Here is a 26,954-nt window from a genome sequence, read left to right as displayed (position 1 = left end):
CAATGAATCCTCTCTCCCGGCGTAACTTCATTGCAGGCGCGGCCGGCGTCTCCGCATCCTTACTGCTGCCGGCGCGCAGTTGGGCCGCCACCTCGAAGTTCAAGATCGGCGTCATCTCCGACGAGATCTCACAGGACTTCGACCACGCCTGCTACGTCATCGCGAAGGACTTCGGTCTGCATTATGTCGAACTCCGCGAGATATGGGGCAAGAACCTGCAGGTCAGCCCTGATGCCGACATCGCCAACGCGCAGAAGATACTCGCCAAGTACAGCCTGACCGTCACCGACATCAGTAGCCCGCTCTATAAGGTCAACTGGCCCGGAGCTCCCGTGTCAGGGGCCGGAACCAAAGAGGACATGCACGGCGCAGATGAAGTCAATTTCAAGCACCAGGATGAGGTGCTGGAGCGGTCGATCTCACTCGCAAAACAATTCAAGACCAACAAGGTCCGCTGTTTCGACTTCTGGCGCATCGACGACGTGAAGCCCTACCGTGCCGGCATCAACGAAGCACTTCAGAAGGCGGCGGAAAAGGCAGCGAGCCAGAGTGTGATGCTCGTCCTTGAGAACGAGTTCGCATGCAACACCGCAACCGGGCGAGAGGCAGCGGCGACACTGGCTGGCGTTCCTTCGCGCAATCTCTCTCTTAACTGGGACCCGGGGAACGCGGTTATGCGAGGCGAGTTGGACGCCTTCCCCAACGGCTGGGACGCAATCCCCAAAGACCGCATCCATCACTGCCACGTCAAAAACGCCATCAAGGATGACACCGGGAAGATCGTATGGTCGCCGGTCGACAAGGGATACATCGACTGGGCAGCACAGTTCCGTGCACTTGAAAAGATCGGCTATTCAGACGCGGTAAACCTGGAAACCCACTGGAAGGGCGGCGGCACTCCGGAAGCTTCAACGCGCATCAGTTGGGACGGCATGAAGAAAGACCTTCAGCAGGCTGGAGTTTTTTCGTAAAGCGCATCCATCTTCTGTCGAGTGTCAGCCGGGGAAGCGACGAAAGTGACTTCCTTCGCTGAATGGCTCCGGCTGGGCACTTGCTGCGCGCTCGATACCGGAAGTGCCCTGGGCTAAGTTCTTGCGGCACCTTGGAAGTGCTTACAGGTTGGCCTGCGCTAACCCATTCATAGAGAGTCGAGCAGCTACGGAGAATGACGCGGCACAACCTCCCTCAGCTACTTGCCCGCTTCTGGCACTCCCAACGCGGTGAGCGCCGCCTGCGCCTTCTTCTCGTCTCCTTCCTCAAGCGCCTCGAACAAACTGACCCAGTCGGTGGACTTCTTCGCAAACGCCTTATCCTCTCCCAGAAAGTGCTTGGTTCCAGCAAAATTCCAGCCCACTCTTTCAAGACCGCCTAAATCCGCCCGAAGTTTTCGGCCTGCGCTGAGTGCCGCCCCATACTTCTTCTCCCCGAAAAGACACGCGAAGTTCAGGGCCATCATCACCAGCTTTCGACTTTTTTCAGGGCTCTTGTCCCTATCAATGGCGGAAAGCACTGTGCAGGACTCGAATCGAGAGGTTGTCAGATGACTCTCTACAAAATCGTCGTCCCCCGCCCCCGTTCCGAGGTCGACAAGACGAGCATTCAATTCGAATGCTCGCTTATACAGGAACAGTTTGTCGTGATAGAGCCCGACCGCAAGCTCCAAAATATCGGCGGATTCCGGATCCAGGACTAGCGCCCCCTCCAAAGCCTTTGCGGCCTCGGGCCATTTTTCTTGCTTTCCGAACCCCAGCGCTAGATCGTATTGGGGTCTGGCGCGCTCATTCGGGCCTGTTCTTTTGACAGGTGCCGGCTTTGCTCTTTCAGCCTTATCGTCCGTGGATTTTAAGGCATATTCGGTCAGTTCTCGAAACGACACCTTGTTATCTTTGGCAATCTTTACAAGCTTATGGAACGAATCGATGACATCAGGCGGGAAGGTTGCACCCCGCGCCTCCTTCAACCAAATTGCCTGATCATCAATCCCCTCATAGGGATATTCGGAAGGCCAGTCCCTGATATAAAACTTGGTCGGCTGTTGCACGCCATTGAAGTCCGCTTGGACTGTGTAACTGGTAAGAATCTGGCCTGCTGCCAAGGCGTCCAACTCCAGCGCGCGCTTATCTCCTTTGTCTATCCCCAATCCCTCCCGGTACAGTTTAGCCAAGAGCTGCGTGCTTTGTTTGTCTCCCCAGTGAGAGGCATAGTTCAAATACGGAAGCGCCTCTTTGAATCGATGAGCGTCAAACAGAGCTTTACCGGCCTCGTAATTGCTCAATATGATTTGATATCGGAGATAAATATCCCAAGGGTATTTATCCAATACTGCTTGGCATGTCGTCATTACTGTATTGATATCTTGGAGAGCCAGATCGGGGTGGTGCATTGCGCCGTACATCTTGATTCTCGTCTTATAGATTTTGCAGTACTGAGTAAAGTCTTCTGAGTAAGTCGAGGTCTTTGTCATCAGTCCTTGTCGATCGAACCAAGCGCGGGATTCTGAAAGATAGGGCTCGGCACCTGAAGCTTTTTCAGGACTGTTCGCCAGCAATTCTCCTACGTGTACAGAGGCGTCAGCGGCGATATAAGAAAAGCTTACTGCCTTCGGAAACGCGGATAGAGTCTCTTTTAAGGCGTCGATAATGTCCGTGTAGTATCGCAATTCATCGCCTGAATCCTTAAAATCGACCAGCGTCAGATCTGTATAGATATTCTTGAGCTGCCCCGGCTTGGCTTGGAATACCGTTCTTCCTTGTAAGGCTCGGACAAAATCATTTTTTGCGCTAAGTCGCTCTAGCAGATTCACCAGACGGAAGACCCATCCTCCCGGTCCTTCGGCAGCGTCAACCAAATCGTCCGTGTGCGCGTAACTTACAAAGATGTCATAGTCAAAACCGGGTACTACTGCCATCCTGGGAGCCGCCTCCAACTACCTTCCGAAGTCCAAAAGTCTCTAGGCACATAGGAATTCAGATTCATTCCAACGTTGTTCCACGATATGGCAACGAGAATACACGTCAGGAAGCAAGCACCAAAGCAAAACTTAGCCGGGACTTAAATCACCTGATTGTGGGAATCCGCAATGAGGGCAAAACCGCATCCCCGCACTTAGCTGCCCTCCACAAGCAGTACAAAACAACGGGTGCGAGCCTCCCGTCGTGTAGTTTGACGACGTGCCGGCACATCGCTCTAGTTCCCGCCCCACTTCGTCTATCGCTTCCTGGTCCAGTCGCGCCTGGGAGACCATGCCCCAGATCTGGGTCACGAGTACCGGCCAGAAGACCAGCATGCTGATCGCCGTAGGGATGGCTTGTTGTCCGAAGATCCCAATGCCGACTCTCACCTGGGTCACCGTCCCCGCAGTCTCAATCTGAATCTTCAGAGCGCTCTGCAGCCCGAGCACTGCCTTGAAAGCACTTCCCTTGTGCAGACTGATATCCCAGCCCTGCAACAGAGTCCGGTCACCGGAGACATCGTATCCTTGTTCGCGAAAGTGCTGCATCACGGCCTCAGCTACCGGCTCAAGGTCGGGGACTGTTATTCCGAATTCTTTTGATGCCTTGAAAATGCCCATCTAGGAACCTCTCAGGCGACAGCCGCGTCGAAGCGCCGACCGCAGGTGCTACAGAACTTCCAGCCCGGTTGCCGCGGGCTGCCGCATTGCGCACAACGCTCTCCAGACGGTGGGACTCGCAACGATTCCGCCATCTGTACAAATCGCCCGGTCTGGCACCAGTCGCGAATCTCCCGCGTCCGCACTGCCAGAAAAGGATGGTCCTGCTGCATCACCGCGACGCCTTGCAGAAGTCTGTCCCACAAAGTCTCACGCAGCGCATCATAGGCAACCGCTTGCTCCAGGTACAGGTCCAGATTTACATCCTGGGTGATCGCGCGTGAACCCCCCGCAAGCCGGATCATGGTTCGCATGATCGGGTCACCGCTGCCCATCACCAGCGCCGCAGCTCGATCGGCGGAGAGTTCGCTGCACCGAGCCCAATGGGTCAATGCAAGTTGCACCGGAAGCGATACCGCAGCAAACGGCCCAAAGATGCTTGAGCCGATCCGCGTCAGCATATCCGCCATCGTGTGACACAGCACATGGCGGCATACGATGTGGCCACATTCATGCGCGATCACGGCGTGCAGCTCTTCTTCATCCAGAAACTCCACCAACCCGGAGGTCACCGTGATGAACACCTTTGAATCGCCGTAGGTATAGGCATTCGGAGCGGGGTTCATCTCGAGGTAAAGCTCAGGCAGATCGATACCCAGCTTCTCGCAGATCGGCGGCAAATGGCTATAGATCTTAGGAAGTTGAAGCGGCCCCAATCGAATCTTCTGGGCCATGTTCAAGCCAAAGAAGAACTCTTCGGCGAACACCTTCAGGAACGCTTTAGAACACTCCCCAAACAGAGGAATCGATTCAAGATTATCCAGGGCTGCCTCGTCGGTCGGATGAGTGAAGTCATTCGGAGCAATATGCATACCGCGGTTTGTCCTCCGGCGAGGGATGCGATGCAAAACTTTGTTCTTACCCCACCAGCATCTTTAGAGATAACTTGTGTTCCCGATGAGTAGCCAACCACTCTGCATTTTCCGCTAGAGCCTCGCAGCCCAACTCAAAGATCGTCAGCCGGCAAAACTCAAAATTTCCTCGCTCTTCGAAGCTCCTCAAGTCTGTTTCGGACTTGCTGAACACGCGATACATCCGTGCATACTGACGCGCCAGGTATCCCCAGCCGCGCCGCTCAATATAACTCCAGCCCAGAGCCGCCCACCACAACAAAATCGCAGCCACAATATGAGTGCCGTGTGCGCGACCATCTGACATTCCGAAATAAACGACTGCAATAAATGTTGCCACCGGAATCGAAATTCCGATTGCTCCTGCTACTAGAGCAATCGTGTTGTAGCGATTGTGCAGCCTGTCGTAGCGCAGGCTCTTGCCGGCGAAAAATTCTTTCTGCCCCGAGATCCAGGCATACGTAAGTTGATAACTTTGTGCAGGCTTCCATCGATGGCCGGGCTTCCAGGCAGCGGGTTGCTGATACAGCGCGCACTCGCTGATCGCGTCGCGAATCCAGGCCATCTCGCCGGCTTGCTGAGTCTGGTAATGGTCCGCCGCAAGATCGGGAAGTCCAGCGACCATCCAGAAAAATTGCACGCGAAGCGCCTCCGCGAGCGCGCGGTAGTCTTCGTGGCGTTCCCGTCTCTTTGTAATTTGTTCGTAGCTGATAAAGGCCGCGACACCCAGGAAACCCGCATAATAAGCCACCAGCGGGTGCCAATTCGACTCCAGGTCATTGAAGTGCACCCAAATTAGAAAAACCCCTGTAATCGCGAGCAGGAGATAGACAACCTGCCATCGAAGAATACTCCAGTAGTTATAGCGATCCGCAAGAGCATCGGCAAAGGAGTAGACCCGAGCCGCCCATTCCATATTGATGGCCAAGTCGGCCACTTTGTGCTCCTCCACAAGTCTGTTCCGGCTCTTCTCTGCTCGCTTGCACAGCGGCTCGCCGCCCTCCGCAACGTCGCGATTGAACCGGTTAAGCAAGCGATACGCTTCGGAGTAGCTCTCCTCGTTCGCACCCTGCGGCCAGCGCACAGTGGACTCAAGGCGAGGCATGAGCGGAGCCTCGGAACTCTTTCGGCGCGCATACACCACGTACACGGGCCCGGTGCCGACCCTTCGAGTGGCGAAATCATCTCTCTTCTCAAATGCGGTAAGGTCGCCAAGCTTCAGGCGAATTACATGATTAGTTCCGCCTTGCTTGACCTCGGGGTCTCCATCCCATATTGCAATAAGCGCCTGGCTATATTGCGTTAGAAATCGGCCGAGCGCCTCATATTGCATAGTTCGTTTCGGCGCGCCTGGAAAGTTCAAATCGTGATCGGTCACCCCTTCGCAGTTCGGCAATTCCAGAGCTCCGGCCGCGTCTTGCAGCATGCCGTCAAACTCTGCCAAACTTTCAGGCGATTGAAAATCCATCCGATAAAGATCCGCATTCATCGGCAGCACGGCAATATAGGGGAAGCCGAGCTCCTTCATGGCTCTAGCTGCCACTCGATCCGCACCCTCAGCCAGCCCGGTCAGTAGCAGCAGGGACGTATCTGGATAGCTCTCATGCAGCGTCTTGAGAATCTCATAGACGCTCTTTTGCAGCGATGGAATATCTTCGGGATACAGATCACGGTGGCCTGAAACTGCCACTACCAGTGACACCGCACTCTTCGGAGGCCGGGTTGATTTGCCCATAAGCGTAGGAGAATTCTACGATGAGCCGTTCAAGAATCCAGGAATCTTTTGTCAAGAATGGCAGCATCTTTGGCAACGCCAACCATCGGCTGGTCTTGATGATCGTTCCGCAGTCATCGCCGAACGAACCGGCTTCCTTAAATGCCGAAAAGGCTATGCTATATTTTCTGCAATCAAGAACTCATCGATCCTTACTCACATCACGAAGTCAACGCGCCCTTTGCAAGCAATGACTTTGCACCCTCGTCGACCTCTTGTTCACCGAAGATTTCTTAGGCCGCCATGTCGAAAGAAAGCGACGCTCATCTTCTCGGCCTCGGCCCAAAGCGAATCCTGTCTTTGGATGGCGGCGGTACTCTGGGTATCATCGAGCTCGCATTCCTGGAGCGCGTCGAATCTCTGTTGCGCGAGAGTCGCGGCGGAGACCCAGCCTTCCGTCTCTGCGATTGGTTTGATCTTGTCGGCGGAACTTCGACCGGCGCTATCATCGCCGCTTGCCTCTCCATCGGATACTCGGCTGCAGAAGTCACCCAAATGTATCTCGACCTGGCACCAAAGGCCTTTCGGCGCAGACGGTGGCGGGTTCCGGGTCTCGCACCCCTCTTCGACGCAACCCCCCTAACGCTGCTATTGAATGACTTGTTCGGCGACCGCACCCTGGAGAGCGAAAGCATTCGCACCGGTCTGGCGATGATGGCACGCCGCTTCGACACCTCCAGTCCCTGGCTCATCTCCAACAATCCCCGTGCTCCTTTCTGGAACGACCCGCCCGACGGCAACTTTATCGGCAATCGCCGATACCGCTTGGCGGACATGGTGCGCGCCAGCACCGCCGCGCCTGGCTTCTTCCGCCCTCAGCTTCAGCAGGTAATCGAGGGCAGCGACCGGGCACTATTCATTGACGGAGGACTCTCGCCCTACAACAATCCGTCTCTGGCCCTCTTAATGCTGAGCCAGGCGCGAGCCTTTGGTCTGCAATGGAAGGTTGGCCCCGAAAATCTGATCTTGCTATCCATCGGAGCTGGACAATACCGCCGCCGCCTTCCTGCTGGCGCAAAACCGCCCTTCACCGCCGGAGGACTCGCTCTCCGTGCCTTAATGGACACAGTCGCCGACGGGCAGTTGCTCGCTCTCACCTTGCTGCAATGGTTTGGGGATACGCCCGAACCCTGGCCGATCAACAGCGAACTTGGCGACCTTGCAGGGGAGATCTTCGGGGGGAGGGCCCTGCTTCGCTTTCAGCGCTACGACTTACCTCTAGAAGCTGCATGGCTGCGCGAGCATCTCAATCTACACTTCACCGACCGCCAACTCACCGCCATGCGGCGCATCGACAATCCCGCTGGCATGAAGGAGATTCACGCAATCGCTTTGCGTGCGGCTGAGTTGCAGGTAAAGGCGGGGCACTTCCTCTAAGAGAGGACCTTCTGCTCCATTTGCTTAAGACGCCCAGTTTCTTCAGAGTTCACGTCGTTCCTTGGGCCCACGTGCATTTGTTTACTTTTCCTCGGCGCTCACCGTGCCGGGGCGAGGAATCTTCGGGTCGAGACGGTTTGCGCCTTGGAAAGGAAGCATCCAGCCGGGGTACTCGGGCGGGAGTGTGCTGACTTCATCGAGTTGCTTCAATTCTTCAGATGAGAGTTTGAGGTCGACTGCGGCGATGTTGTCGGCAAGCTGGTCCGGGCGCTTGGCTCCTATGATGATCGACGTAACGACGGGCTTCGCAAGCAGCCATGCCAGAGAGACGCGCGCGGCAGAACAGTTGTGGGCCTTCGCAATCGGAGCGATGACGTCGAGGATCTTCCAGGTGCGCTCCTTGTCGACGATGGGAAAGTCGAAGTTGGAACGGCGGGAGTCTTCGGGCTTCTGGTTTTCGCGGCTGAATTTGCCGGAGAGCAGACCACCCGCGAGGGGGCTCCAGACGAGGAGACCGGTCTTCTCTGCTTCGAGCAGAGGTACGATCTCGCGTTCAAGATCGCGGCCTGCGATGGAGTAGTAGGCCTGCAAGGTGTCGAAGCGGGCGAGGTTGCGGAACTCGGAGATGGCGAGGGCTTTGGCAATCTTCCAAGTCTGCCAGTTGGAGACGCCGATGTAGCGGACTTTGCCGGAGCGGACGAGGGTATCGAGAGCGTTGAGCGTCTCTTCGATGGGTGTAAGGATGTCATTGCCGTGGATCTGGTAGAGGTCGATGTGGTCGGTCTGGAGGCGTTTGAGGCTGGCGTCGACTGCGTCCATGATATGCCCGCGGGATGCGCCTACATCGTTGCGGCCAGGGCCCACGCGACCGTAGACCTTGGTGGCGATGACGACGTCTTTGCGAGCGATGTTGAGGTTCTTGAAGGACTGGCCGAGAGCGGTTTCGGAGCGGCCTTCGGAGTAGACATCGGCGGTATCGAAGAAGTTGATGCCGGCGTCGAAGGACGCCTTGATGAGCTCGTCAGAGCCTGCCTGCCCGACGTTGCCAATGGACTTCCAGATGGCACCATTTTCAGAGAGGGCTGTCTCGTCATCCCCGGCGATGGTCATGGTGCCAAAGCAGAGCGTGGAGACGAGCAGGCCGGTGTTGCCAAGTGTCTTGTATTCCATGGGTATGTCCTTGAGCCGATTGATCGACGGAGATTGGACGTGTGGGACTCGGTGTCAGACTCAGAAGCTTTAGAGCGCGATCGCGTCAGTTGCCTGCCTCGGCTTGAGTTCGCACACTGAGTGGAGTTGAAGTCGAGGCGCTCGATCCGATACTGGTAGTTCCGAGCAGGATCTCGAAGGATTGCAGCTTCCCTTGCCGGTTCCTCGCCCGGTCGAGCATCGGCTTCATCTTGTCCGGGTTCAGGAGAAACTCGCCGGCGGCCTGAGTGCCAGCCATGTTCACCCCTTCGATGATGAGGACATGGCCGGTGTTTTCGAGATTGGGAACGTAGGCGATGACGCCGTAGGTGCGATTTGCGGGGTCTCCGGTGATACTGGCGTAGTGGTCGGCTTCACCGCGGAGCGGATGCGTGTTGAGGATCGTGCCCGAGCCGCCAAACTCGTTGCCCCGCGAGAACTGGAAGTTCAGTTGCCGCTCGAAGAGACTAACCCACGGGTTGGCGTCACTGGAGCCGATCAGGATTGCGTTACCGGCCCGAAGATCGTCGATGCGCAGATCGCGTGCAAATCGCATCACCAGCCGATCCGGAAAGACCTCCGCCCTTTGAGACAGCTTTACCGCCAGATCAAGATCAACGACGCTTGTATACCTCCTGGCTGCAAGGACTGAGACCTTGTGGGTCAAAGCCGCCTCGTCCTCGGGGGAGTTGTCCTTAAGAAGACCTTTCATGCCACGCGCTATCTCTTCGCTGGACCGATAGCCACCATTGACATAGTCCGGAAGCGATACCTTCTCGCGCATAAAGCTCTGCATCATGACCAGGCCGCCATCGGCAGGGACAACAAAGGTGTCGCGCGACGGCTGGAAGATCTCGCTCCAGAGCAGATGATTCGCGCGAGTCGTCTCGCCTTCAAGGAGCGCTCCGGCGAAGTGGCCGCGTCCTGCTAGAAAGCCAGCTATCCCGACACATACGAGCAGCAGCAAGCCAGCGGCCAGGGCCTTTGTGGATCGCCACGTCTCGTGAGGCGCGCGGACAGGAACAACATGGTCGACGAGCTGCGGCAGTCCTTGCTCGGCGACAATCGCCGGCGGGTCGAGCGGCAACGGCTCCTCCAACGTTGCGTCGTTCTCCTCGGCGAACTCTGTCTCCAACTCCTGGGACGCTCCACGCGGAGTAAAGACCGGAACGTAGCCGCCGCGCGGGATCAGGATGAGTAAGGGCTCATCCCGGCCTTCGCTGCGGAAGTAGTCGGCCAGGCGCTTGCGCAGGGTGCGCGCATAGTTCCTGACGATATTGTCCTCGTTGGAGTTGTAGCCCTCGGGCCGCCCAAAGACCTTCACCCCGATGCGCTGTTCCGTGATCTCGGCATCCCGACCTCGAATTTGACGGTCGCAGACGTAGCGGAGGAATTCGGCTAGCCGCGGAGACTTGCCCAGGCTACGGCTTTCGGCGATCCGTTCCACCAGGGCCCAACGCGGATCATCCTGGAATCGTCGCCGATCCGACTGCACTCTCGCGGGCACCGCCACGGATAGGCTCGGCGGTTCTTTCCCGGATGAGGCTGTGGGCATCGTCGACCTTTCAGAGAGACAGCGGGAGGTAAAGTGTCGTCCAGCTCTAAACTTAGGCCCTTTCGGTGAACGTTCGGTAAAAGGAGGGAAAGATGGGGGTAAGGCCTACACGGGGCAAGCAGGATTTTCATACAACCGTAAGTCCCTCCGAATCAATACGAAACGAGCCAGAGACACCGTGTACGCAACCGGATTACACCGTGTAAACCCCTGTTTCGGAGCATGGAACTGAGCCGACGATGAGGAACGCACCGACAACGCCAAGTCAGCGAGAGCAAGACGCAACCGCCCGCAACCCACCTGGGCCTATCGTCTCGGCGCAAACCCTTTGGAGGCACCATGTCTACGCATCCGTCATCTTCATCTTCCACTCAGAGTACTCGTCTGAGCCGTCCAACCTCGTCATGGGCCGCGCGCCTCATCCACGCTGCGTTGCTGGCAGCAACACTTGGTTCCTCCGCGATCCTCCTGCCGCCCGCTGCCCTCTACGCGCAATCAGACAACTCCGCCGTCACCGGTACCATCACCGACCCGGCCGGTGCGGTTGTTGCGGGCGCGAAGGTCACGGTGACCAACGAGACAACAGGCCTGACGCGCACGGTCACCACCAACGCCTCCGGCGCTTATAGCGTCAACGGCATCGCGCCGGGCAAGTACACCATCTCGGTCGCCGCTACCGGCTTTGCCGTGGAGGCGGTCCGCGGAAACAACGTCGACCCGTCGCTGCCCTCGACCGTCAATCTCTCGCTCAAGGTGGGCTCCGGCACAGAGACGGTGCAGGTGACCGCCGAGGAGACGCCGTTGAACGCCGACACGTCGACGCTGGGACGTGTCATCACCAGCAACCAGATCGACAACCTGCCGATCAACGGTCGCAACCCGATCTACGCCGCGCTGACCAAGGCCGGCATCACCAGCGGCCCGGGAAGCCCGATCACGGCGAACGCCTCGGGTGCGGCCAGCAACGTCTCGAGCTTCAACTTTAGCACCGGCCTGGGCAGCATCCAGATTAACGGTGGACGCGAGCGCGACAACCTGCTCACCTTCGACGGCGCAGTCGCCGTCCGCATCCGCGCCAGCGGCGACTCGGTGGGCGTGCCCGATCTTGATGCGGTGCAGGAGGTCCAGGTGCTCGCCACCAACTACGGAGCGGAGTATGGCCGCTCGATCGGTGGCCAGATCCGCATCATCACCAAGAGCGGCGGCGCCAACTTCCACGGCAGCGCCTATGAGTACCTGCAGAATCCGGTGCTGAACGCCAATACCTGGGTGCGCAACCACACCAACGGCGTCAACAACAGCAATCCCCTCTATCCGCAGGCGCTGAAGACGAACTACGTGCAGCCCTTCACCTACAACCAGTTCGGATTCAATCTCACAGGGCCGCTGTACATTCCGCACTTTCTCCCGAAGGGAAAGGTCTTCTTCCTCTACTCTGAGGGCTTCGTCCAGTATCCCCAAACGGTCAACAACCCCGTGACTGTACCGAATCCTGCCTTCCGTACCGGCGACTTCAGTTCGGTCGCGCAGCACATCAAGGACCCACAGTCCGGCCTCGCCTGCGATCCGACCGCCGGTGGTCCCGGTTGCTTCCCCGGAAACATCATCCCCCAGTACCGGCTCAGCCCGAATGGAGTTGGTCTCCTGTCCATCTTCCCCGACCCTACGCCGAACTTCCAGGTCGGTTCGGCCAACCTGCTTCAGGTGGCGAAGTACCCAGCTCGGCAGCAGATCGACAGTGGCAACCTCGACATCCTGCCGACCGACAAGGACTACATCCGCTTCCGCCTGATCCACTTCTTCTATCACGAGGACAATCCGTTCTCCGCGGCTTATGACACGGTTCCGCGCCTCTACGACCGTCCGAACCAGACCGGCTCGCTGAGCTGGGTGCGCACCCTCAACTCGAAGACGCTCAACGAAGTCCTGCTCACGGCGAGCCACGATGCGGCACGTTTGAGCATCGATACCTCCACCGGTCTCTACGACCGCACGAAGTACGGCGTGAACTATCCCTTCCTGTTTCCCGGAACGAAAGACCTGCCCAACAAGATTCCTACGATCAAGTTCGACTCAACCAACAGCGGTATCACGGCGATGGACGGCAGCGCCTATCCCTCGCACTCGCAGGGTGAGATCTTCGACTATGCCGACACCTTCACTCGCGTAATCGGCGATCACACCATCAAGGCCGGGGCGCTCTACGAACGGTCAGGAGAGAATGACCGCGACCAGATCGCCTTCTCCACCTCGACGGCCGGACAGACCAACAACCAGAACGGCCAGTTCGACTTCAACGGCACGAACAACAAGGCTGGCACAGGGTACGACCTCGCCGACGCGGCGCTCGGTCTCTACTACACCTATTCGGAGGTCGGTGCCCGGGCTGAGACGCCTTACCGTGGCAATCTCTACGAGTTCTTCGCTCAGGACTCCTTCAAGGCCACGCCAAAGCTGCACCTGGAGTACGGGGTCCGCTACACCAGCATTCATCCCTACTACAGCCTTTGGAACAACGCCGGCAGCTTCGACCCGGCTTACTACAACGCGTCGACTGCCATCCAGGTGAATCCTTCGACGGGCAACCCGATCGCAGGTACTGGCGATCCATTGAGCGGTACTGTCCTTTGGGGCGATGGCTTTACAGGCAGTGCGAAGAGCCACGTCCCCGCCGCCGCTGCGGGCCAGTATGCGAACCTCTTCCACAACCTTCCGCGCGGCTATACCAATGTGCAGAAGTTTCTCTTCCAGCCGCGCGTCGGCGTTGCCTACTCGGTGAATGACAAGACCGTCTTCCGTACCGGATTCGGACGCTACACCAACCGCCAGGGCGTCTCGGACTTCGTCTTCGCGGGCGGCATTCCGCCGCTCCAGCAGGTGGCGTCAGTATCGAGCGGAACGGCCGACAATCCGGGCGCAGGTAGCAATGGGACATACCCTCAGCTCTCCGGCGATATCGACCAGAACTCACCGCAACCGGAGGCCTACATCTGGAACGCCTCGGTAGAACGCCAGATCGGCTTCCAGACGGTTGCGGAGGTCTCTTACGTCGGTCGTCACGCTCTGCACCAGCAGTACGGAGCCAACATCAACCAGCTTCAGCCGGGAACGCTGACCAATCCGGCGAACAAGGGAATCTCGGCGAACGCGCTGCGTCCGTATCAGGGCTACTCGGCCATCAATCTTGTGGAGCAAGGTGACACTGCCTTCTACCAGGGACTTCAGGTCGACATCACGCGGCGCTTCACGCATGGGCTGGGCTTTGGCACGGCGTATACCTTCGCATCCTCTCGCGACTGTGCCTCGTTCCAAAAGAGCGTCGTTCCGAACACCTTCGATCCGAAGGCGATCTGCGGGCCGTCGGACTACGACGTGCGCCAGGTGCTGGTGCTCAACGCGGTCTACGAGATTCCTTTCAAGAGCGGCAGTCATCTCCTGAACCAGGGCCTCGCGGGTTGGCAGTTGACCCAGGTGTATCAGTTCCAGAGCGGAGCTCCTTTCTCGATCGCAACGACGCAGGACATCGCCGGCGTCGGCCCGGGAAGCGGCCCGCAGCTTCTCCAGTTTCTTCCTGGTGCAAGCCTGAAGGGAAATGGAAAGTTCTCGAACAGCTCAACGGACAGCAACTCGTGGTTCAACATCGGCACGGTTGGCGCACAGGTCTTTACCACGCCGGCGCCTGGCACCTTTACCACGCAGCATAACCGGAACATTCTGCGCGCTCCAGGACAGGACTACTTCAACGCTTCGCTGCAGAAGCGGTTTGCCACCTTCGAAGGTCAGTCGCTCAACTTCCGGGTGGATGCGTTCGACTTCCCCAACCATCCCAACTGGAACGCTCCCGATACCACCTACGTTGACTCGACCTTCTTCGGGTCGAAGACGCCAACCTTCGGCAAGGTCACCAGCAAGAACCTGCAGCGTTCGTTGCAGGCAAGCCTGCGCTACTCGTTCTAATTATGATGAATCTCTGATGCGGGGCTGGCGAATCTCTAGCCCCGCATCTTTCCTGAACTGAGTCTCTTTCACCGTTCAATTTCCCTTCTCAGGAGATCTGCCTCGTGTCCCTTTTTCCCTGCCGCATCGGGTGCCTCGCTGCCGCAACCCTCTTCTGCACCGCCCTTGCACCAGCGGCCCATGCTGTCGAACCCTCGGCTGCGCACTCCAAGAGCGCAGACTATACGCAGAGCGTCTATCCTTTCCTCGGCGTGGACTGGGGCGGAAACACCTTCGTTGGCGCTTCCGCGCCCTTTGGCATGGTGAAGCTCGGGCCGGACATGGAGACCTTCGACGGCCGCGCCTCGGGATTCGGCTATACGAGCGGTGGCCGTGTCCTCGGCTTCAGCCACACGCACCTCTCCGGCGCGCAGGGTAAGTACGGCAATATCCTGGTCATGCCGGTGACTGGCCCGCTTGACCGTAAGGACACCAGGTCTCCGCGCACCGACGAGATCAATCATCCGGGCTACTACGCCGCGACGCTCTCCCGCTACAACGTCCGTGCAGAGCTCACGTCGAGCCGCCGCGTTGGCCTGCACCGCTATACCTTCGCGACAGCCTCCGATGCCCATATCACGCTCGACATCGCGCACTGCCTTGATAAGGGGTCGGGCTCCGAGTCGCAGCGCTTCCTCGGCGGCGAGGTCCATATCCTCTCGAACCATGAAGCAGTCGGCGTCGGGCGCTATGCCGGAGGCTGGAACAAGGGCGGCGAGTACAAGGTCTACTTCGCGATTGCCCTCGACACTCCTGCTGCAGAAACCCGCACCTGGGCCGGTGCCGACCCGACCAGCGCAGCGGATGCGACGGTTGCCTCCGACCAGCCGCTGGGCGCGAGCTTCGACTTCGCCGCGCGCAAGGGCCAGGTGGTCCAAGCCAAGGTCGCTCTCTCATTCATCAGCACGGATCAGGCGCGGAAGACGCTGGCGGAAGAGACACCCGGATGGCACTTTGATGAGGTGCGGCGCGCCTCGCACGACCAGTGGAACGCGGCCCTCTCAAAGATCACGCTTAAGGGTGCCACTGCCTCGAAGACCACGCAGGTCTACACCGCGCTCTATCACACGATGCTGATGCCTTCCGACCGCACAGGCGAGAATCCGGATTGGAAGTCGGACGAGCCTTACTACGACGACTACTACGCGGTGTGGGACACCTATCGCAGCTCCGGCCCACTGCTGACGCTGATCGCGCCCGACCGCCAGCGCGACCTCGTGCGCTCGCTGATCGATATCTATCGCCACACCGGCTACATGCCGGACGCTCGCAGCGGCAACGACAACGGCCGCACCCAGGGTGGAAGCAATGCGAACGTCGTCGTCGCCGATGCGTGGGTCAAAGAGATGAAGGGCATCGACTACGAGACCGCCTTCCAGTCTATGCTGAAGGACGCCTCCGTTCCGCCGGCGAACGCGCAGAAGGAAGGCCGCGGCGGCATCCTTGATTACAACGCCAAGGGCTACGTGACGCTGGCCGACGAGCGGTCCGGATCACGGACGATGGAGTACGCCTACGACGACTTCGCCATTGCCGAGGTCGCCTGCGGACTCAACCATCAGGCCGAAGCAAAGCTCTTCGCTACACGCGCCAACAACTGGCAAAACCTTTGGGACAAGAACCTGAGCGCTGAAGGCTTCAAAGGCTTCCTGCGCCCACGCAACCCTGACGGCACCTGGGCAGCACCCGATCTTCAGGTACGCGGAACCTGGCCTGACTTCTTCTACGAGGGCGACCTCTGGACGTACTCGCTCTACGCGCCGCAGGACGTGCGCAAGCTGATCCAGATGGCGGGCGGCGATCGCGCCTTCGTTGCACGGCTCGACAACATCTTCTATCGCCAGCACTTCGACGTGACCAACGAACCCGGCTTCCTGCTGCCGGTTCTCTATAACTACGCTGGACGGCCCGATCATACCACCGACGTCATCACCGCTGAACTGGAGAAGTGGTTTGGCGACCAGCGCGGCGGCATCCCGGGCAACGACGACTCCGGCGCCATGTCCAGTTGGTTCCTCTTCAACTCGCTTGGCTTCTATCCCAACGCCGGACAGGACATCTACCTGATTGGCACGCCAAGCTTTCCCGAGGCCGATCTGCAGGTCGCTCCCGGCAAGACGCTGCACATCGTGGCGAAGAACCTCGACGAGCAGCACATCAACCGCTACATTCAATCGGCGACGCTCAATGGACAACCGCTGGACCAGGCATGGTTCCGCCACGCGCAGATCGCCGAGGGTGGCACATTGATCTTCACGATGGGCTCAGCTCCCACGGACTGGGGTCGCAAGACGCCACCACCATCGCTCTCGGATGCAAATTCGCCTCTCTGCCGCGCGGCCGCTCCGACAGAACCTTTCCGTTCGAACGCGCCCGAGGACAAGGCTACTATCGCCAGCCTGCCTCCGGGCACGGTCAAGCTGAACCAGATTCAGGTCGTCGGGACCCACAACAGCTACCACGCCGGCATTGCGCCCAGCGAGGCGAAGCTGATGCAGGCCAAATACGCCAAGGCCTTCGAGGGCCTCGACTACCAGCACCCGCCGCTTACCCAACAACTTGATGCTGGTGTGCGGCAGATTGAACTGGATGTCTTCGCCGACAGCAAGGGCGGCCGCTACGCGCATCCCGCAGGTCCGCAGATGACCGCAGCAGCAGGTCTCCCAGCCGACCCACCGTTCGATCCCGACCACATCATGGAGAAGCCCGGATTCAAGGTCATGCACGTCCAGGACATCGACTACCGCAGCACTTGCCAGCCCTTCACCGCGTGCCTCGAAGAGGTGCGCCAGTGGTCGCACGTTCACCCGCGCCACATCCCAATCTTCATCTTGGTGGAGACCAAGCAAGGCTTGCCGAAGGGCCTGAAGTTAACCGAACCTGAGCCCTTCACGTCCTCTACCTTCGACGCGCTCGATGCCGAGATCCGCTCTGTCTTCCCCGCCAATGAACTCATCACCCCGGACGACGTGCGCGGCTCCTATGACTCGCTCGAACAGGCGGTGCTTGCCGGCGGCTGGCCCTCCCTTGAAAGTGCGCGGGGAAAGGTCGTCTTTCTCATGGATCAAAAGAATGTCGGCCCCTTCTATCTCGAAGGTCACCCCTCGCTGCGTGGCCGTGTACTCTTCACCAACTCAACACCGGGCCAGCCTGACGCCGCGTTCCTCGAGCGCAACGATGGGCCTGCGGGCGACATCGCTGCTCTTGTTCGCCAGGGTTACCTCATCCGCACGCGCACAGACGCCGACACGCGCGAGGCACGCAACAACGACACGCTGCGGCGCGACACGATGGCTGCCAGCGGAGCGCAGATCCTGTCGACTGACTATCCGTCCTCGGAGCCGGCGCGTTGGGACGGACACTTCTCAGTAGCTCTGCCGGAAGGTGCCAGGGTGACGCGATGCAATCCCGTAAACTCCCCTGCAGCTTGCAGCCAACAGAACCTCGATGATGAGATCCCTCGTGAGCGACAATAAATCGGCAATGTACTCGTTGAAAACGCAGGCCCCTTTGTGTTTACGAGCCGCATATGACGCTCTCTCTAGACCCCGTGTTGCCTGTACAGCCTGAAAGTTTTCAGTGAAACTTATCGTGGAGCGGCGAACGTATTCTCTGTGTGAGGTGTCATCCTGGCCAACGATCACTTGCCCCCGTCGAACCCCGAGCAAGGCGAAGAGGAAAGATCAATCTCTGAGGCGGCCCCGGCGAACCGGGTAAGCCGCCGGTCTTTCCTGTCGCACCTCGGCGCTGCCGGTCTCGCGGCCACCGCTTCGCCGGTTCTAGCGGCGCCTGCGCCGCCAATAGCTGCCCAGACGAACGTGCTCCCGCCACCGGCTGGCAGCATTCCAGTCACGCTCAAGATCAATGGGGAGCAGCACTCTCTGAATCTCGACCCGCGCACGACGCTGCTCGATTGCCTTCGTGAGAACCTGAACCTCCCCGGCACCAAGAAGGGCTGCGACCACGGACAGTGCGGTGCCTGCACGGTGCATGTCAACGGACAGCGGGTGAACTCGTGCCTCTCGTTCGCCATCATGCACTCCGCCGATGAGATCAACACCATCGAAGGCCTGGGCACGCCAGATCACCTGCATCCCATGCAGGCCTCGTTCGTCGAACACGACGCCTACCAGTGCGGCTACTGCACCTCCGGCCAGATCATGTCGGCCGTCGCGCTAAAGTCCGAACCCATCGGCCCGACAGACGACGACGTCAAGCAGGGCATGTACGGCAACATCTGCCGCTGCGGGGCTTACCCCAATATCGTTGCCGCGGTACAGGCAGCGCGTCGTCTTGCGTAACGCACGGTCGTCCCTGGATGGAGTAAACGATGCAGACATTTGAGTACAGCCGGCCCACGACGATCGACCAGTCCATACAAGCGGCGGCGCGGGCGAAGACCGCACAGCAGTACGCAGACATTCGCTTCGTCGCGGGCGGCACGACGCTTGTCGACCTGATGAAGCTGGATGTGGAGCGTCCGAATCAACTCGTGGATATCAATGGTCTCCCGCTCGATCAGATTCAACCGGCTCCAGGTGGCGGCCTCGTGATTGGAGCCCTAGCGCGCAACGCCGTGGTCGCGCACCATGCTGTAGTGCAGCGTGACTATCCGGTGCTCTCAGAGGCATTGCTCTCGGGCGCGTCGCCGCAACTTCGCAACATGGCAACCACCGGCGGCAATCTTCTGCAGCGCACTCGCTGCGTGTACTTCCGCGATACAGCGCATGCCTGTAACAAACGTGAGCCAGACACCGGTTGCTCGGCGATCGGCGGGCACAATCGGATGCTTGCCATCTTAGGCACCAGCAAGAACTGCATTGCCACCAATCCATCGGATCAAAACGTCGCGCTTACTGCCCTCGAAGCGACTATTCAGGTGCAGGGCACCAAGGGCAAGCGCAGCATTCCGATCGCGGAGTTCTATCTCAAGCCTGGTAACACCCCGCATCGGGAGACAGTTCTCGATCCAGGTGACTTGATCGTCAGTGTCACGCTTCCTCCTCTGGAGCCAGGCACCCGCTCGCACTATCTCAAGCTTCGCGATCGCGCCGCTTACGAGTTCGCTCTGACCTCGGCAGCCGTGGTCGTGAACGTAAACAGCGGCAAGATCAAAAAAGCCCATGTGGCGCTCGGCGGCGTAGGCACCGTCCCGTGGCGCTCTCACGAAGCAGAGCATGTACTGCAAGGCCAGACGGCCAACGCCGCGACCTTCCGCAAGGCGGCCGAAGCAGCGATGAAGGACGCACAACCAGCCAGCGAGAACGGCTTCAAAGTGGAACTCGCAAAACGATGCCTTGTGCGCGCTCTCACCGTCACCACTCAAACCGCCTAGAAGCCTTTCCCGCAGGAGTTTCAATATGACCTTTGAAGAGTTCGGCGAGTTTATTGGCAGTGAGGAAGGCGCAGCTCCCAAGGTGGTCCCGCCGGGAACTCCCCCGCCCTCAGCCATCATCGGAGCAGCGCTTGCTCGCATCGACGGCCCGCTGAAGACGACGGGAACGGCACGCTATGCCGCTGACTATAACTTCCCGGGACTCGTGTACGCGGTGCCAGTGCGCGCCTCGGTCGCCAGCGGCAAGATCAGCAATATCGATAGCTCGGCAGCAGAGCGGATGCCCGGTGTCCTGCTCGTCATGCACCACGGAAATATCATGCCGCTCTACCGGAACGCCTCGGGCGGCCGCAACAGCGAGGCTCGGCCAGCCTTTGAAGACGAGACGGTCTCTTACTGGGGCCAGTACGTCGCAGCCGTCATCGCCGAGACCTTCGAGCAGGCGCAGGCCGCCGCTGCCGCCGTTCGCGTGAACTACGAGCCGGCCAACTTTAACGTAAGTCCCGTGCTCTCTGACACCCTGCCGCCCGAGGGCCAGCCCGGCGGTCCGCAGGTTCTCAGCCATCGCGGGGATACGGATGCTGCCTTCGCCTCAGCGGCAGTGCAGGTCGATGAGGTATACGTCACACCGGCCGAGACCCACAACCCGATGGAGATGCACGCCACCGTCGCAGTCTGGGACGGGAAGAAGTACACGCTCTATGAGACCTCGCAAGGCGTCATGAACCACCGGACGGTCTTGGCCCAGGTGCTCGGCGAGCCCAAAGAGAACGTCGAGGTGATCTCCCGCTTCATCGGTTCGGGATTCGGCGGCAAGCTCTTTCCGTGGCCTCATTCGGCCATTGCGGCCGCTGCCTCGCGCAAGCTGAACCGTCCCGTCAAGCTCACGCTGAACCGCAAGATGATGTTCTCGAACTCGGGCCATCGTCCCCGCACGCAACAGCGGATGCGCCTGGGAGCGACAGCCGACGGCAAGCTCCTCTCGTTGCAGCAGGACTACCGCAACCACACCAGCTTCGGCGACGACATACGCGAGAACTGCGGAGAGGCAACCCCGTTTCTCTACAGCACCGCCAACCTGAAGGTGACCTCCGCCCTAGTGCGCCGCAACGTCGGCACGCCAACTCCCATGCGCGGCCCGGGCGCTGTTCCGGGTCTCTTCGCTCTCGAGTCTGCGATGGACGAGCTCGCGATCAAGCTCAAGATGGATCCCGTTCAACTTCGAATCTCGCTCGATACACTCACGGACGAGGAAAAGAACAAGCCGTTCTCCTCCCGTCACCTTAAGGAGTGTCTCCAGGTCGGCGCAGACCGATTTGGCTGGTCGAAGCGCACGCCCGAGGTGGGCTCGATGCGCAAAGGCGACCTGATCCTCGGCTGGGGCGTCGCCGCTGCCTCATGGGGAGCGAACCGCGGCCTCTGCGAAGCTTCGCTAAGTCTGCAAAGTGATGGCACCGCAAGGCTGAGCTGCGGCACGCAGGACATCGGCACGGGCACTTATACGGTCATCGCCCAGATGGTCAGCGACAAGACCGGCATTCCCGTCGACAAGATCAGTGTCGTCCTCGGAAGCAGTTCCTTACCTCCGGGCCCGACCTCCGGCGGCTCTACCGCTACATCGACCATCATTCCCGCTGTGATCGATGCCGCCAACGCTGCCACCAAGGTAGTCCTGACAGTCGCCTCCAATACCAAGGGCTCTCCCTTCAAGGGAACGGAAGCAGCTTCACTTGCGTTCACCTCCGGACGTGTACACGCCAAAGATCAACCCGCTTCGAGCGGTGTTCCCTACGGCGAAATTCTGAAGCTTGCCAACCTCGCCAGCGCCAATGGAGATGGCAAGAGCGGCGGCCTCGGCGCCGACCCCAAAGCACGCGACTACTCCACGCATTCGTTTGGAGCGCAGTTTGTGGAGGTCGAGTGGGATCCGGGCATCGCGAGACTGCGCGTCAGCCGAGTGGTCAGTGTGGTCGATGGGGGACGCATCCTCAACATGCGCACGGCAAAGAATCAGATGGAGGGTGCGATCGTCATGGGCGTCGGCATGGGTCTCTTTGAAGAGACCATCTACGACCAACGAAACGGTCACGCCATCAATGACAACTTCGCCGACTACATTGTTCCAACCATCGCCGATGCGCCGCAGATCGATGTCCACTTCCTCGACATCCCCGACGTGGTCATCAATGAATATGGCGCACGTGGCATTGGAGAGATCGGAATGGCTGGAGTAGCGCCTGCAATCACAGCTGCGGTGTATCACGCCACCGGCGTTCGAGTGCGCAAGGTGCCGGTGCGTATCGAAGACCTGTTGGGCGCGAAATACAGTGATGCCTGAGTCTTACTTGTGACCTGTCGCCAACACACTCGCCGAGCCGCTCGAGAACCACTTTCACGTCTCCCACGATGTCTGGAATCCTTGCTTCGAACGAGACCGGAATGGTGTTGCAGCGCAAAGATCTGGACCTAACGCGCGTTTGGCAGAAGACCCTGTTCGACAAGAATAGGCGGTCGCCGGTGGTGGGTCTGCTGTTCGTAGGCGTAGGCGTACCCGAGCAGATCACCATCGCGCCACGGGCTGGCAGAGATCTCTAGTCCGAAAGGTAGCCCGTCCGGGTAGAAGCCACCGGGGACGACGATAGCAGGGACACCGATCATGTTCACCCATGATGTGTCGGAGTGCGGGCCGCCGCTGATGATGCCGGACTCGCCTTTCTGCGGCATGGTCTCGTCCGGCGGAGGCATCTGTGTGGCGGGGTAGACGAAGCCGTCGAGGTGGAACCGGCTCAGCGCTTCATTGTATGCGGCAAGGGTTTCGCGACGGGGCCTGAAGTAATTGACCTCAGCGTTAGGATCGGCTTCGAGTGTCGTCTCAACGATGGGTGCGCGATCTTTGCGTGAGACGTCGTTCATACCATTCAGGATCGTATTTGGCAGTGGCGAACCGACGACAGCGGCGTACTCTTCAGCGGAGTGGTACTGGCCTGGACCGTAGGTGCGGAGAAACCTCTCCGTTCCCTCCTTGATGTAGGGAAACGTACAGACGTGCGATGCGATCTCGGCGAAGGAGTCGGGAAGGATGTCGTCCGAGAAGACGACCGTAGCGCCCGCGGCACGCAGACCATCGAGCGATTTGAGGAAGGCTGCTCGAGTCTCGGGTTCAAGCGGGATGATGGCGCTCCTGCGATCCTCAGCGAATTTATCCGGCGACTCCGGGCAGATGCCTTGAAAAGGAATACCCGCACCCGCAAGGATGAAGGCAGGGACGCCAAATCGCTTACCCTTGAGCGCATCTGGCTTGAGGTATCTCGTGTAGGGCCCCGGCATGGCCTTTGATCTTGCGTCAGCCGTGCGTGGGTCAGCTGGGTCCGGGCCAGCCATCACGGTGAGGGCGATGGCGGCATCCGTTACGTCGCGTGCGATCGGTCCGGAGTTGTCGAGCAGCCAATCAAGTGGAGCGATACCGGAGATGGAGACGAGGCCGCGCGTAGGAAAGAGTCCAACGACGGAACTGGTGGCAGCGGGCATGCGGATGGAGTTGCCGGTGTCCGTGCCGTTACCGAAGACGGCTTCGTTCGAGGTGATCGCCGTGACCGTTCCACCCGACGAGCCGCCCGGGGAGAAACGGACATCATAAGCATTGCCGGTACGACCAAACGAAGAGCTTCGGTTGGTGTCCGATGCCGCAAAGTCCGGCATGTTGGTATGGCCAAGGATAACCGCCCCTGCTGCTCGAAGCCTGGCGACGATCGTCGCGTCTTTCGGCGCAATCAGTTCATGACCAGGGATCGTGTAACCCCTCCATCCGTCGGTTGTCACCAGTCCCTGGATGGAGGTATTGGCCTTGATGACGATGGGGACTCCCCAGAGCGGCGCGGGGTGTTCGCCCGGACCCTGCTGGTCGAGCCGAGCCGCGGTTGCCAGGGCTCCTTGCTCATCGATGGTCTCAATGTCGCGGTAGATTCCGTTGTAGCGATGGATCCGTGCAAGATACCAGCGAGTCACCTGCGTCACGGTGTAGCGGTGCGACCGGTAGAGATCTTCAAGTTGAGGAATCGTAATCTCGAAGAGATCGCTGTCAGCGGATTTGGACGGAGGTGTCGACTGGCCGCGTAGGCAGGAAGTGGCGGCGAAGAAAGAGAGGAGCAGTACCCATTGCAGGCTCTTGAACAAGCGCAGTGACTCCTTAAACGCTAGATGAACCTTAGCCTACACTCGACCTACGTTCTGTTGCTGGTATCTGGGAGGATTGCTCGTGTCCTGAGATGAGCAATTTGACTCACACGAAAACGTCTCCTGATCGCGCCCTGTAGAATCGCTATCGCCTCTGTTCCTTAGGGCAATTGCGGAGGACCGGTGCCAGACTTCATCGACTCGTCAGACTATCTCAATCCAAAACGTCCCAGTCGTCGTGGCCGCTTCGTCGTCATCGCCGCCCTGCTATTTGTCACTTTCATCGTTGCCCGGATCGTCCTCTCGGATTGGGTCGATCTCCTCTGGTTCGAGTCGCTGGGCTACGGCGAGGTGTTCTGGAAGACCTTTCTCATCGAGTCTTCCGTCTTCCTGCTTTCGGCAGCGATCACCTTCCTCGTTCTCTATGGTGCATTCTTCCTGATCCGCCGCTCACATCACGCGGATCTGCCCACAAACCATGCGATCGTCCTCGGCGGCCAACGTGTCAGCCTCTCCGTTGCTCCTGCCTTGCGTGTGATCTCGCTCGTCGTCTCGATCGTGGTAGCGCTCCTGACCGGCCTTACGATGATGTCGCAGTGGCCCACCCTGGCTCTCTTCTGGTACGCACCGCACGCCGCCGGTCCCGTCACCGACCCTATCTTCTCGCGTCCCCTCAATTTCTTCCTCTTCACTCTCCCGGCCTGGCGGATGATTGATGACTGGCTTCTCACCCTGGCGATCGCCACCTGTGCTGTGGCTGTTCTCTTCCTGATCATCACCAGCGGCTCGCGAACTCTGGATAATCGCCGGCTCAGTCTTGCGCCCTCACCTTGGCGCGGCCTCTCCTGCACCGCTGCCTTCTTTCTCCTCGTGCTTGCCATGACCGTCTTCGTGGAGCGGTTCGAGCTGCTTCTCGACCATCACACGCTCTTCGACGGCATCAACTACACCGATGCCCACATCACGGCTGGCGGCCTTCTGTTAGTTGCAGGTGCTCTTGTTCTTGGCGCGATCATCGCTGCCATCAATGCCGTGCGAGACTCTCGCGTCGCAGGGATCGTTGTCTCTGTCTTGCCTGCGGTCCTTTGCTATGGAGGGTTGACGGTCGTTGGCTGGTACGTTGCGAACTTCATCGTCAAACCCAATCAACTTGTCCGCGAAGAGCCATACATCACACACAACATTGAGATGACGCGGCAGGCCTACGGCCTCGATCATTTTTCGCAAAGCGAGTTTCCCGCCGAAGCGACGCTCGAGGCCGCCGACGCCAGCCACAATCAGCCGACGCTTCAGAACATCCGCCTCTGGGACTGGAGGGCGCTGCAGGACACGCTGCGTCAGGTCCAGGAGATCCGGACTTACTACGACTTTCCCGACATCGATATCGACCGCTACGTCCTGAACGGCAAACTCAGCGAGGAGATGCTCGCCGTCCGCGAGCTCAACGTCGAGAAGCTGCCGGTAAGCAGCCGCAACTGGATCAACGAAAAACTGATCTACACCCATGGCTACGGCATCACCATGAACCCGGTCAACGGATTCACGCCGGAGGGCTTACCGAACCTGCTCCTCAGCAACATGCCGGTTCAGAGCACGGTGCCAGGCCTGAAGGTGACGCGCCCTGAACTTTACTTCGGCGAACTCACCGACACCGACGTCTACGTCAAAACGCGACAGCAGGAGTTTGACTATCCGCAGGGACAGGCCAACAACCTTACCTCGTATCAGGGCACAGGCGGCATCGCTCTGGGCGGCTTCGCCCGTCGCCTCATCATCGCCTTCGATCACGGTGACCTCGGTACGCTGCCCTTCTCCGACGACGTAACGCCGGAGAGCCGCTTGCTCATGCACCGCAACATCCGCGATCGCGTTGCGCGGCTCGCGCCCTTCCTCACCTTCGATCAGGATCCCTACATGGTGGTTGGAGATGATGGCCGACTGTCATGGATCATCGATGCTTACACTACTTCCGACAGCTACCCGTACTCCACTCATTACTCACTGGGCGGCGACCCAGTTAACTACATACGGAACAGCGTGAAGGTTGTGGTCGATGCCTATAACGGTACGACAACCTTCTATGTCTTCGACACGGAAGACCCAGTGCTTGGTGCCTACCGCCGCATCTATCCGACGCTCTTCACCGACGCCGCAAAGATGCCTGCCGACCTGCGCCGCCATGCGCGTTATCCGCAGGGCCTCTTCAGCCTCCAGGCAGAGGTCTACGGCCTTTATCACATGACCCGGCCAGAGGTGTTCTTCAATCGCGAAGACCTTTGGACCGTCGCTACGGAGACCAGCAGCGACGCGAACGGCCAGCAGTCTGTGCAGCCGATGCAGCCTAACTACGTCCTAATGAAGCTGCCCGGTGGAACGCAGGAGGAGTTTGTCCAGATACTGCCCTTTACCCCGGCGAATCGGAACAATCTTATTGGCTGGATTGCGGGACGTTCCGATGGCGAGGCCTACGGGACCACCGCCGTCTATAACTTTCCCAAGACACGTCTTATCGATGGACCGCAACAGATCGAGGCCCGCATCGATCAGAACGCACAGCTCTCCGGCCAATTGACACTCTGGAACCAGCAGGGCTCTCACGTCCTGCGCGGCAGCCTGCTGGTGATTCCTACGGGTCGCGCCCTTCTGTATGCCGAGCCTATCTATCTGCAGGCGCAACAGAGCCCTATGCCGGAACTGCGCCTTGTTGTGCTTGCACTTCAGGATAAGCTCGCCTACGGCACCACCTTCCAGGCTGCACTTGCCGCTCTCTTTGGCGGCGAAGCCTCGTCGCTGACGGCCTCTGAAACGCCTCTGCCTGCGCAAAGCTCCTCAAACTCCTCGCCGATAACCTTGCCGCAAACCAATCAGACGTCCAGCCAGCTTCCGGCAGATCTCAAGGCCCTCATCGCTGACGCAAACAAGAACTTCGGGGACTATCAGCGGCTCACTGCCGCGGGCAAGCTGGCTGAAGCGGGGCAGAAGCTTGAGGCCCTGAAGTCCGATCTGGCCAGGCTTGATTCAGCGAAGCGATAGCG

At 59.3% G+C, this 26,954-nt stretch carries 15 protein-coding genes; 8 read left to right on the top strand and 7 right to left on the bottom strand.

The features are described 5' to 3' along the window. The first annotated feature begins 2 nt into the window (after positions 1-2). Positions 3-971 carry a sugar phosphate isomerase/epimerase family protein gene (locus OHL18_RS07745; protein ID WP_263374238.1) on the top strand — a complete coding sequence of 323 codons (969 nt, stop codon included), beginning with the start codon at positions 3-5 and terminating at the stop codon, positions 969-971. Between the two features lie 218 nt (positions 972-1,189). Here OHL18_RS07745 and OHL18_RS07740 read toward each other — a convergent pair whose 3' ends face one another. From OHL18_RS07740 to OHL18_RS07725, 4 genes are all read right to left on the bottom strand, one after another. Then, positions 1,190-2,908, bottom strand: coding sequence for a DUF2610 domain-containing protein (locus OHL18_RS07740; protein WP_263374237.1), 1,719 nt, complete (start codon positions 2,906-2,908; stop codon positions 1,190-1,192). 132 nt (positions 2,909-3,040) lie between these two features. Further along, the gene (locus OHL18_RS07735; protein WP_263374236.1) at positions 3,041-3,571 is read right to left on the bottom strand and encodes a zinc ribbon domain-containing protein; all 531 of its coding nucleotides are present in this window, start codon (positions 3,569-3,571) and stop codon (positions 3,041-3,043) included. Between the two features lie 11 nt (positions 3,572-3,582). Beyond that, positions 3,583-4,482 carry a M48 family metallopeptidase gene (locus tag OHL18_RS07730; protein ID WP_263374235.1) on the bottom strand — a complete coding sequence of 300 codons (900 nt, stop codon included), beginning with the start codon at positions 4,480-4,482 and terminating at the stop codon, positions 3,583-3,585. 46 nt (positions 4,483-4,528) lie between these two features. After that, positions 4,529-6,223, bottom strand: a complete 1,695-nt coding sequence (locus OHL18_RS07725; RefSeq protein ID WP_263374234.1) for a hypothetical protein — start codon at positions 6,221-6,223, stop codon at positions 4,529-4,531. A gap of 315 nt (positions 6,224-6,538) precedes the next feature. On the opposite strand from OHL18_RS07725, the gene OHL18_RS07720 reads away from it, so the two are divergent. Then, positions 6,539-7,672 carry a patatin-like phospholipase family protein gene (locus OHL18_RS07720; RefSeq protein WP_263374233.1) on the top strand — a complete coding sequence of 378 codons (1,134 nt, stop codon included), beginning with the start codon at positions 6,539-6,541 and terminating at the stop codon, positions 7,670-7,672. An 81-nt stretch (positions 7,673-7,753) separates the two neighbouring features. Here the strand turns inward: OHL18_RS07720 and OHL18_RS07715 are convergent, their stop codons facing one another. Together OHL18_RS07715 and OHL18_RS07710 are read right to left on the bottom strand one after the other, a co-directional pair. Further along, positions 7,754-8,842, bottom strand: a complete 1,089-nt coding sequence (locus tag OHL18_RS07715) for an aldo/keto reductase (RefSeq protein ID WP_263374232.1) — start codon at positions 8,840-8,842, stop codon at positions 7,754-7,756. An 85-nt stretch (positions 8,843-8,927) separates the two neighbouring features. Beyond that, entirely contained in the window at positions 8,928-10,415 is a 1,488-nt protein-coding gene (locus tag OHL18_RS07710; RefSeq protein WP_263374231.1) for a hypothetical protein, read from the bottom strand. Positions 10,416-10,754: 339 nt separating this feature from the next. On the opposite strand from OHL18_RS07710, the gene OHL18_RS07705 reads away from it, so the two are divergent. From OHL18_RS07705 to OHL18_RS07685, 5 genes are all read left to right on the top strand, one after another. Continuing rightward, on the top strand, positions 10,755-14,372 hold the full coding sequence (locus OHL18_RS07705; protein ID WP_263374230.1) for a TonB-dependent receptor: 3,618 nt from the start codon (positions 10,755-10,757) through the stop codon (positions 14,370-14,372). Between the two features lie 104 nt (positions 14,373-14,476). Continuing rightward, positions 14,477-17,887, top strand: coding sequence for a Ca2+-dependent phosphoinositide-specific phospholipase C (locus tag OHL18_RS07700; protein ID WP_263374229.1), 3,411 nt, complete (start codon positions 14,477-14,479; stop codon positions 17,885-17,887). Positions 17,888-18,055: 168 nt separating this feature from the next. Next, the gene (locus OHL18_RS07695; RefSeq protein WP_263374228.1) at positions 18,056-18,712 is read left to right on the top strand and encodes a (2Fe-2S)-binding protein; all 657 of its coding nucleotides are present in this window, start codon (positions 18,056-18,058) and stop codon (positions 18,710-18,712) included. 29 nt (positions 18,713-18,741) lie between these two features. Then, the gene (locus OHL18_RS07690; RefSeq protein ID WP_263374227.1) at positions 18,742-19,746 is read left to right on the top strand and encodes an FAD binding domain-containing protein; all 1,005 of its coding nucleotides are present in this window, start codon (positions 18,742-18,744) and stop codon (positions 19,744-19,746) included. Between the two features lie 25 nt (positions 19,747-19,771). Continuing rightward, positions 19,772-22,084: a xanthine dehydrogenase family protein molybdopterin-binding subunit gene (locus OHL18_RS07685; protein WP_263374226.1), complete on the top strand. Its 2,313-nt coding sequence runs from the start codon at positions 19,772-19,774 to the stop codon at positions 22,082-22,084. 128 nt (positions 22,085-22,212) lie between these two features. Here the strand turns inward: OHL18_RS07685 and OHL18_RS07680 are convergent, their stop codons facing one another. Further along, positions 22,213-23,919 (bottom strand): amidase, encoded by a 1,707-nt coding sequence (locus OHL18_RS07680; RefSeq protein WP_263374225.1) that lies wholly within the window; start codon positions 23,917-23,919, stop codon positions 22,213-22,215. Between the two features lie 183 nt (positions 23,920-24,102). Between OHL18_RS07680 and OHL18_RS07675 the strand changes: the two genes are divergently transcribed. Beyond that, complete coding sequence (locus OHL18_RS07675) at positions 24,103-26,952, top strand: UPF0182 family membrane protein (RefSeq protein ID WP_263374224.1); 2,850 nt, start codon at positions 24,103-24,105, stop codon at positions 26,950-26,952. The last annotated feature ends 2 nt before the right edge of the window (positions 26,953-26,954 follow it).

Origin of the sequence: Granulicella aggregans (assembly GCF_025685565.1) — a bacterium.
Classification (GTDB): domain Bacteria; phylum Acidobacteriota; class Terriglobia; order Terriglobales; family Acidobacteriaceae; genus Edaphobacter; species Edaphobacter aggregans_B.
This window is presented reverse-complemented; position numbering and strand designations above follow the sequence as displayed.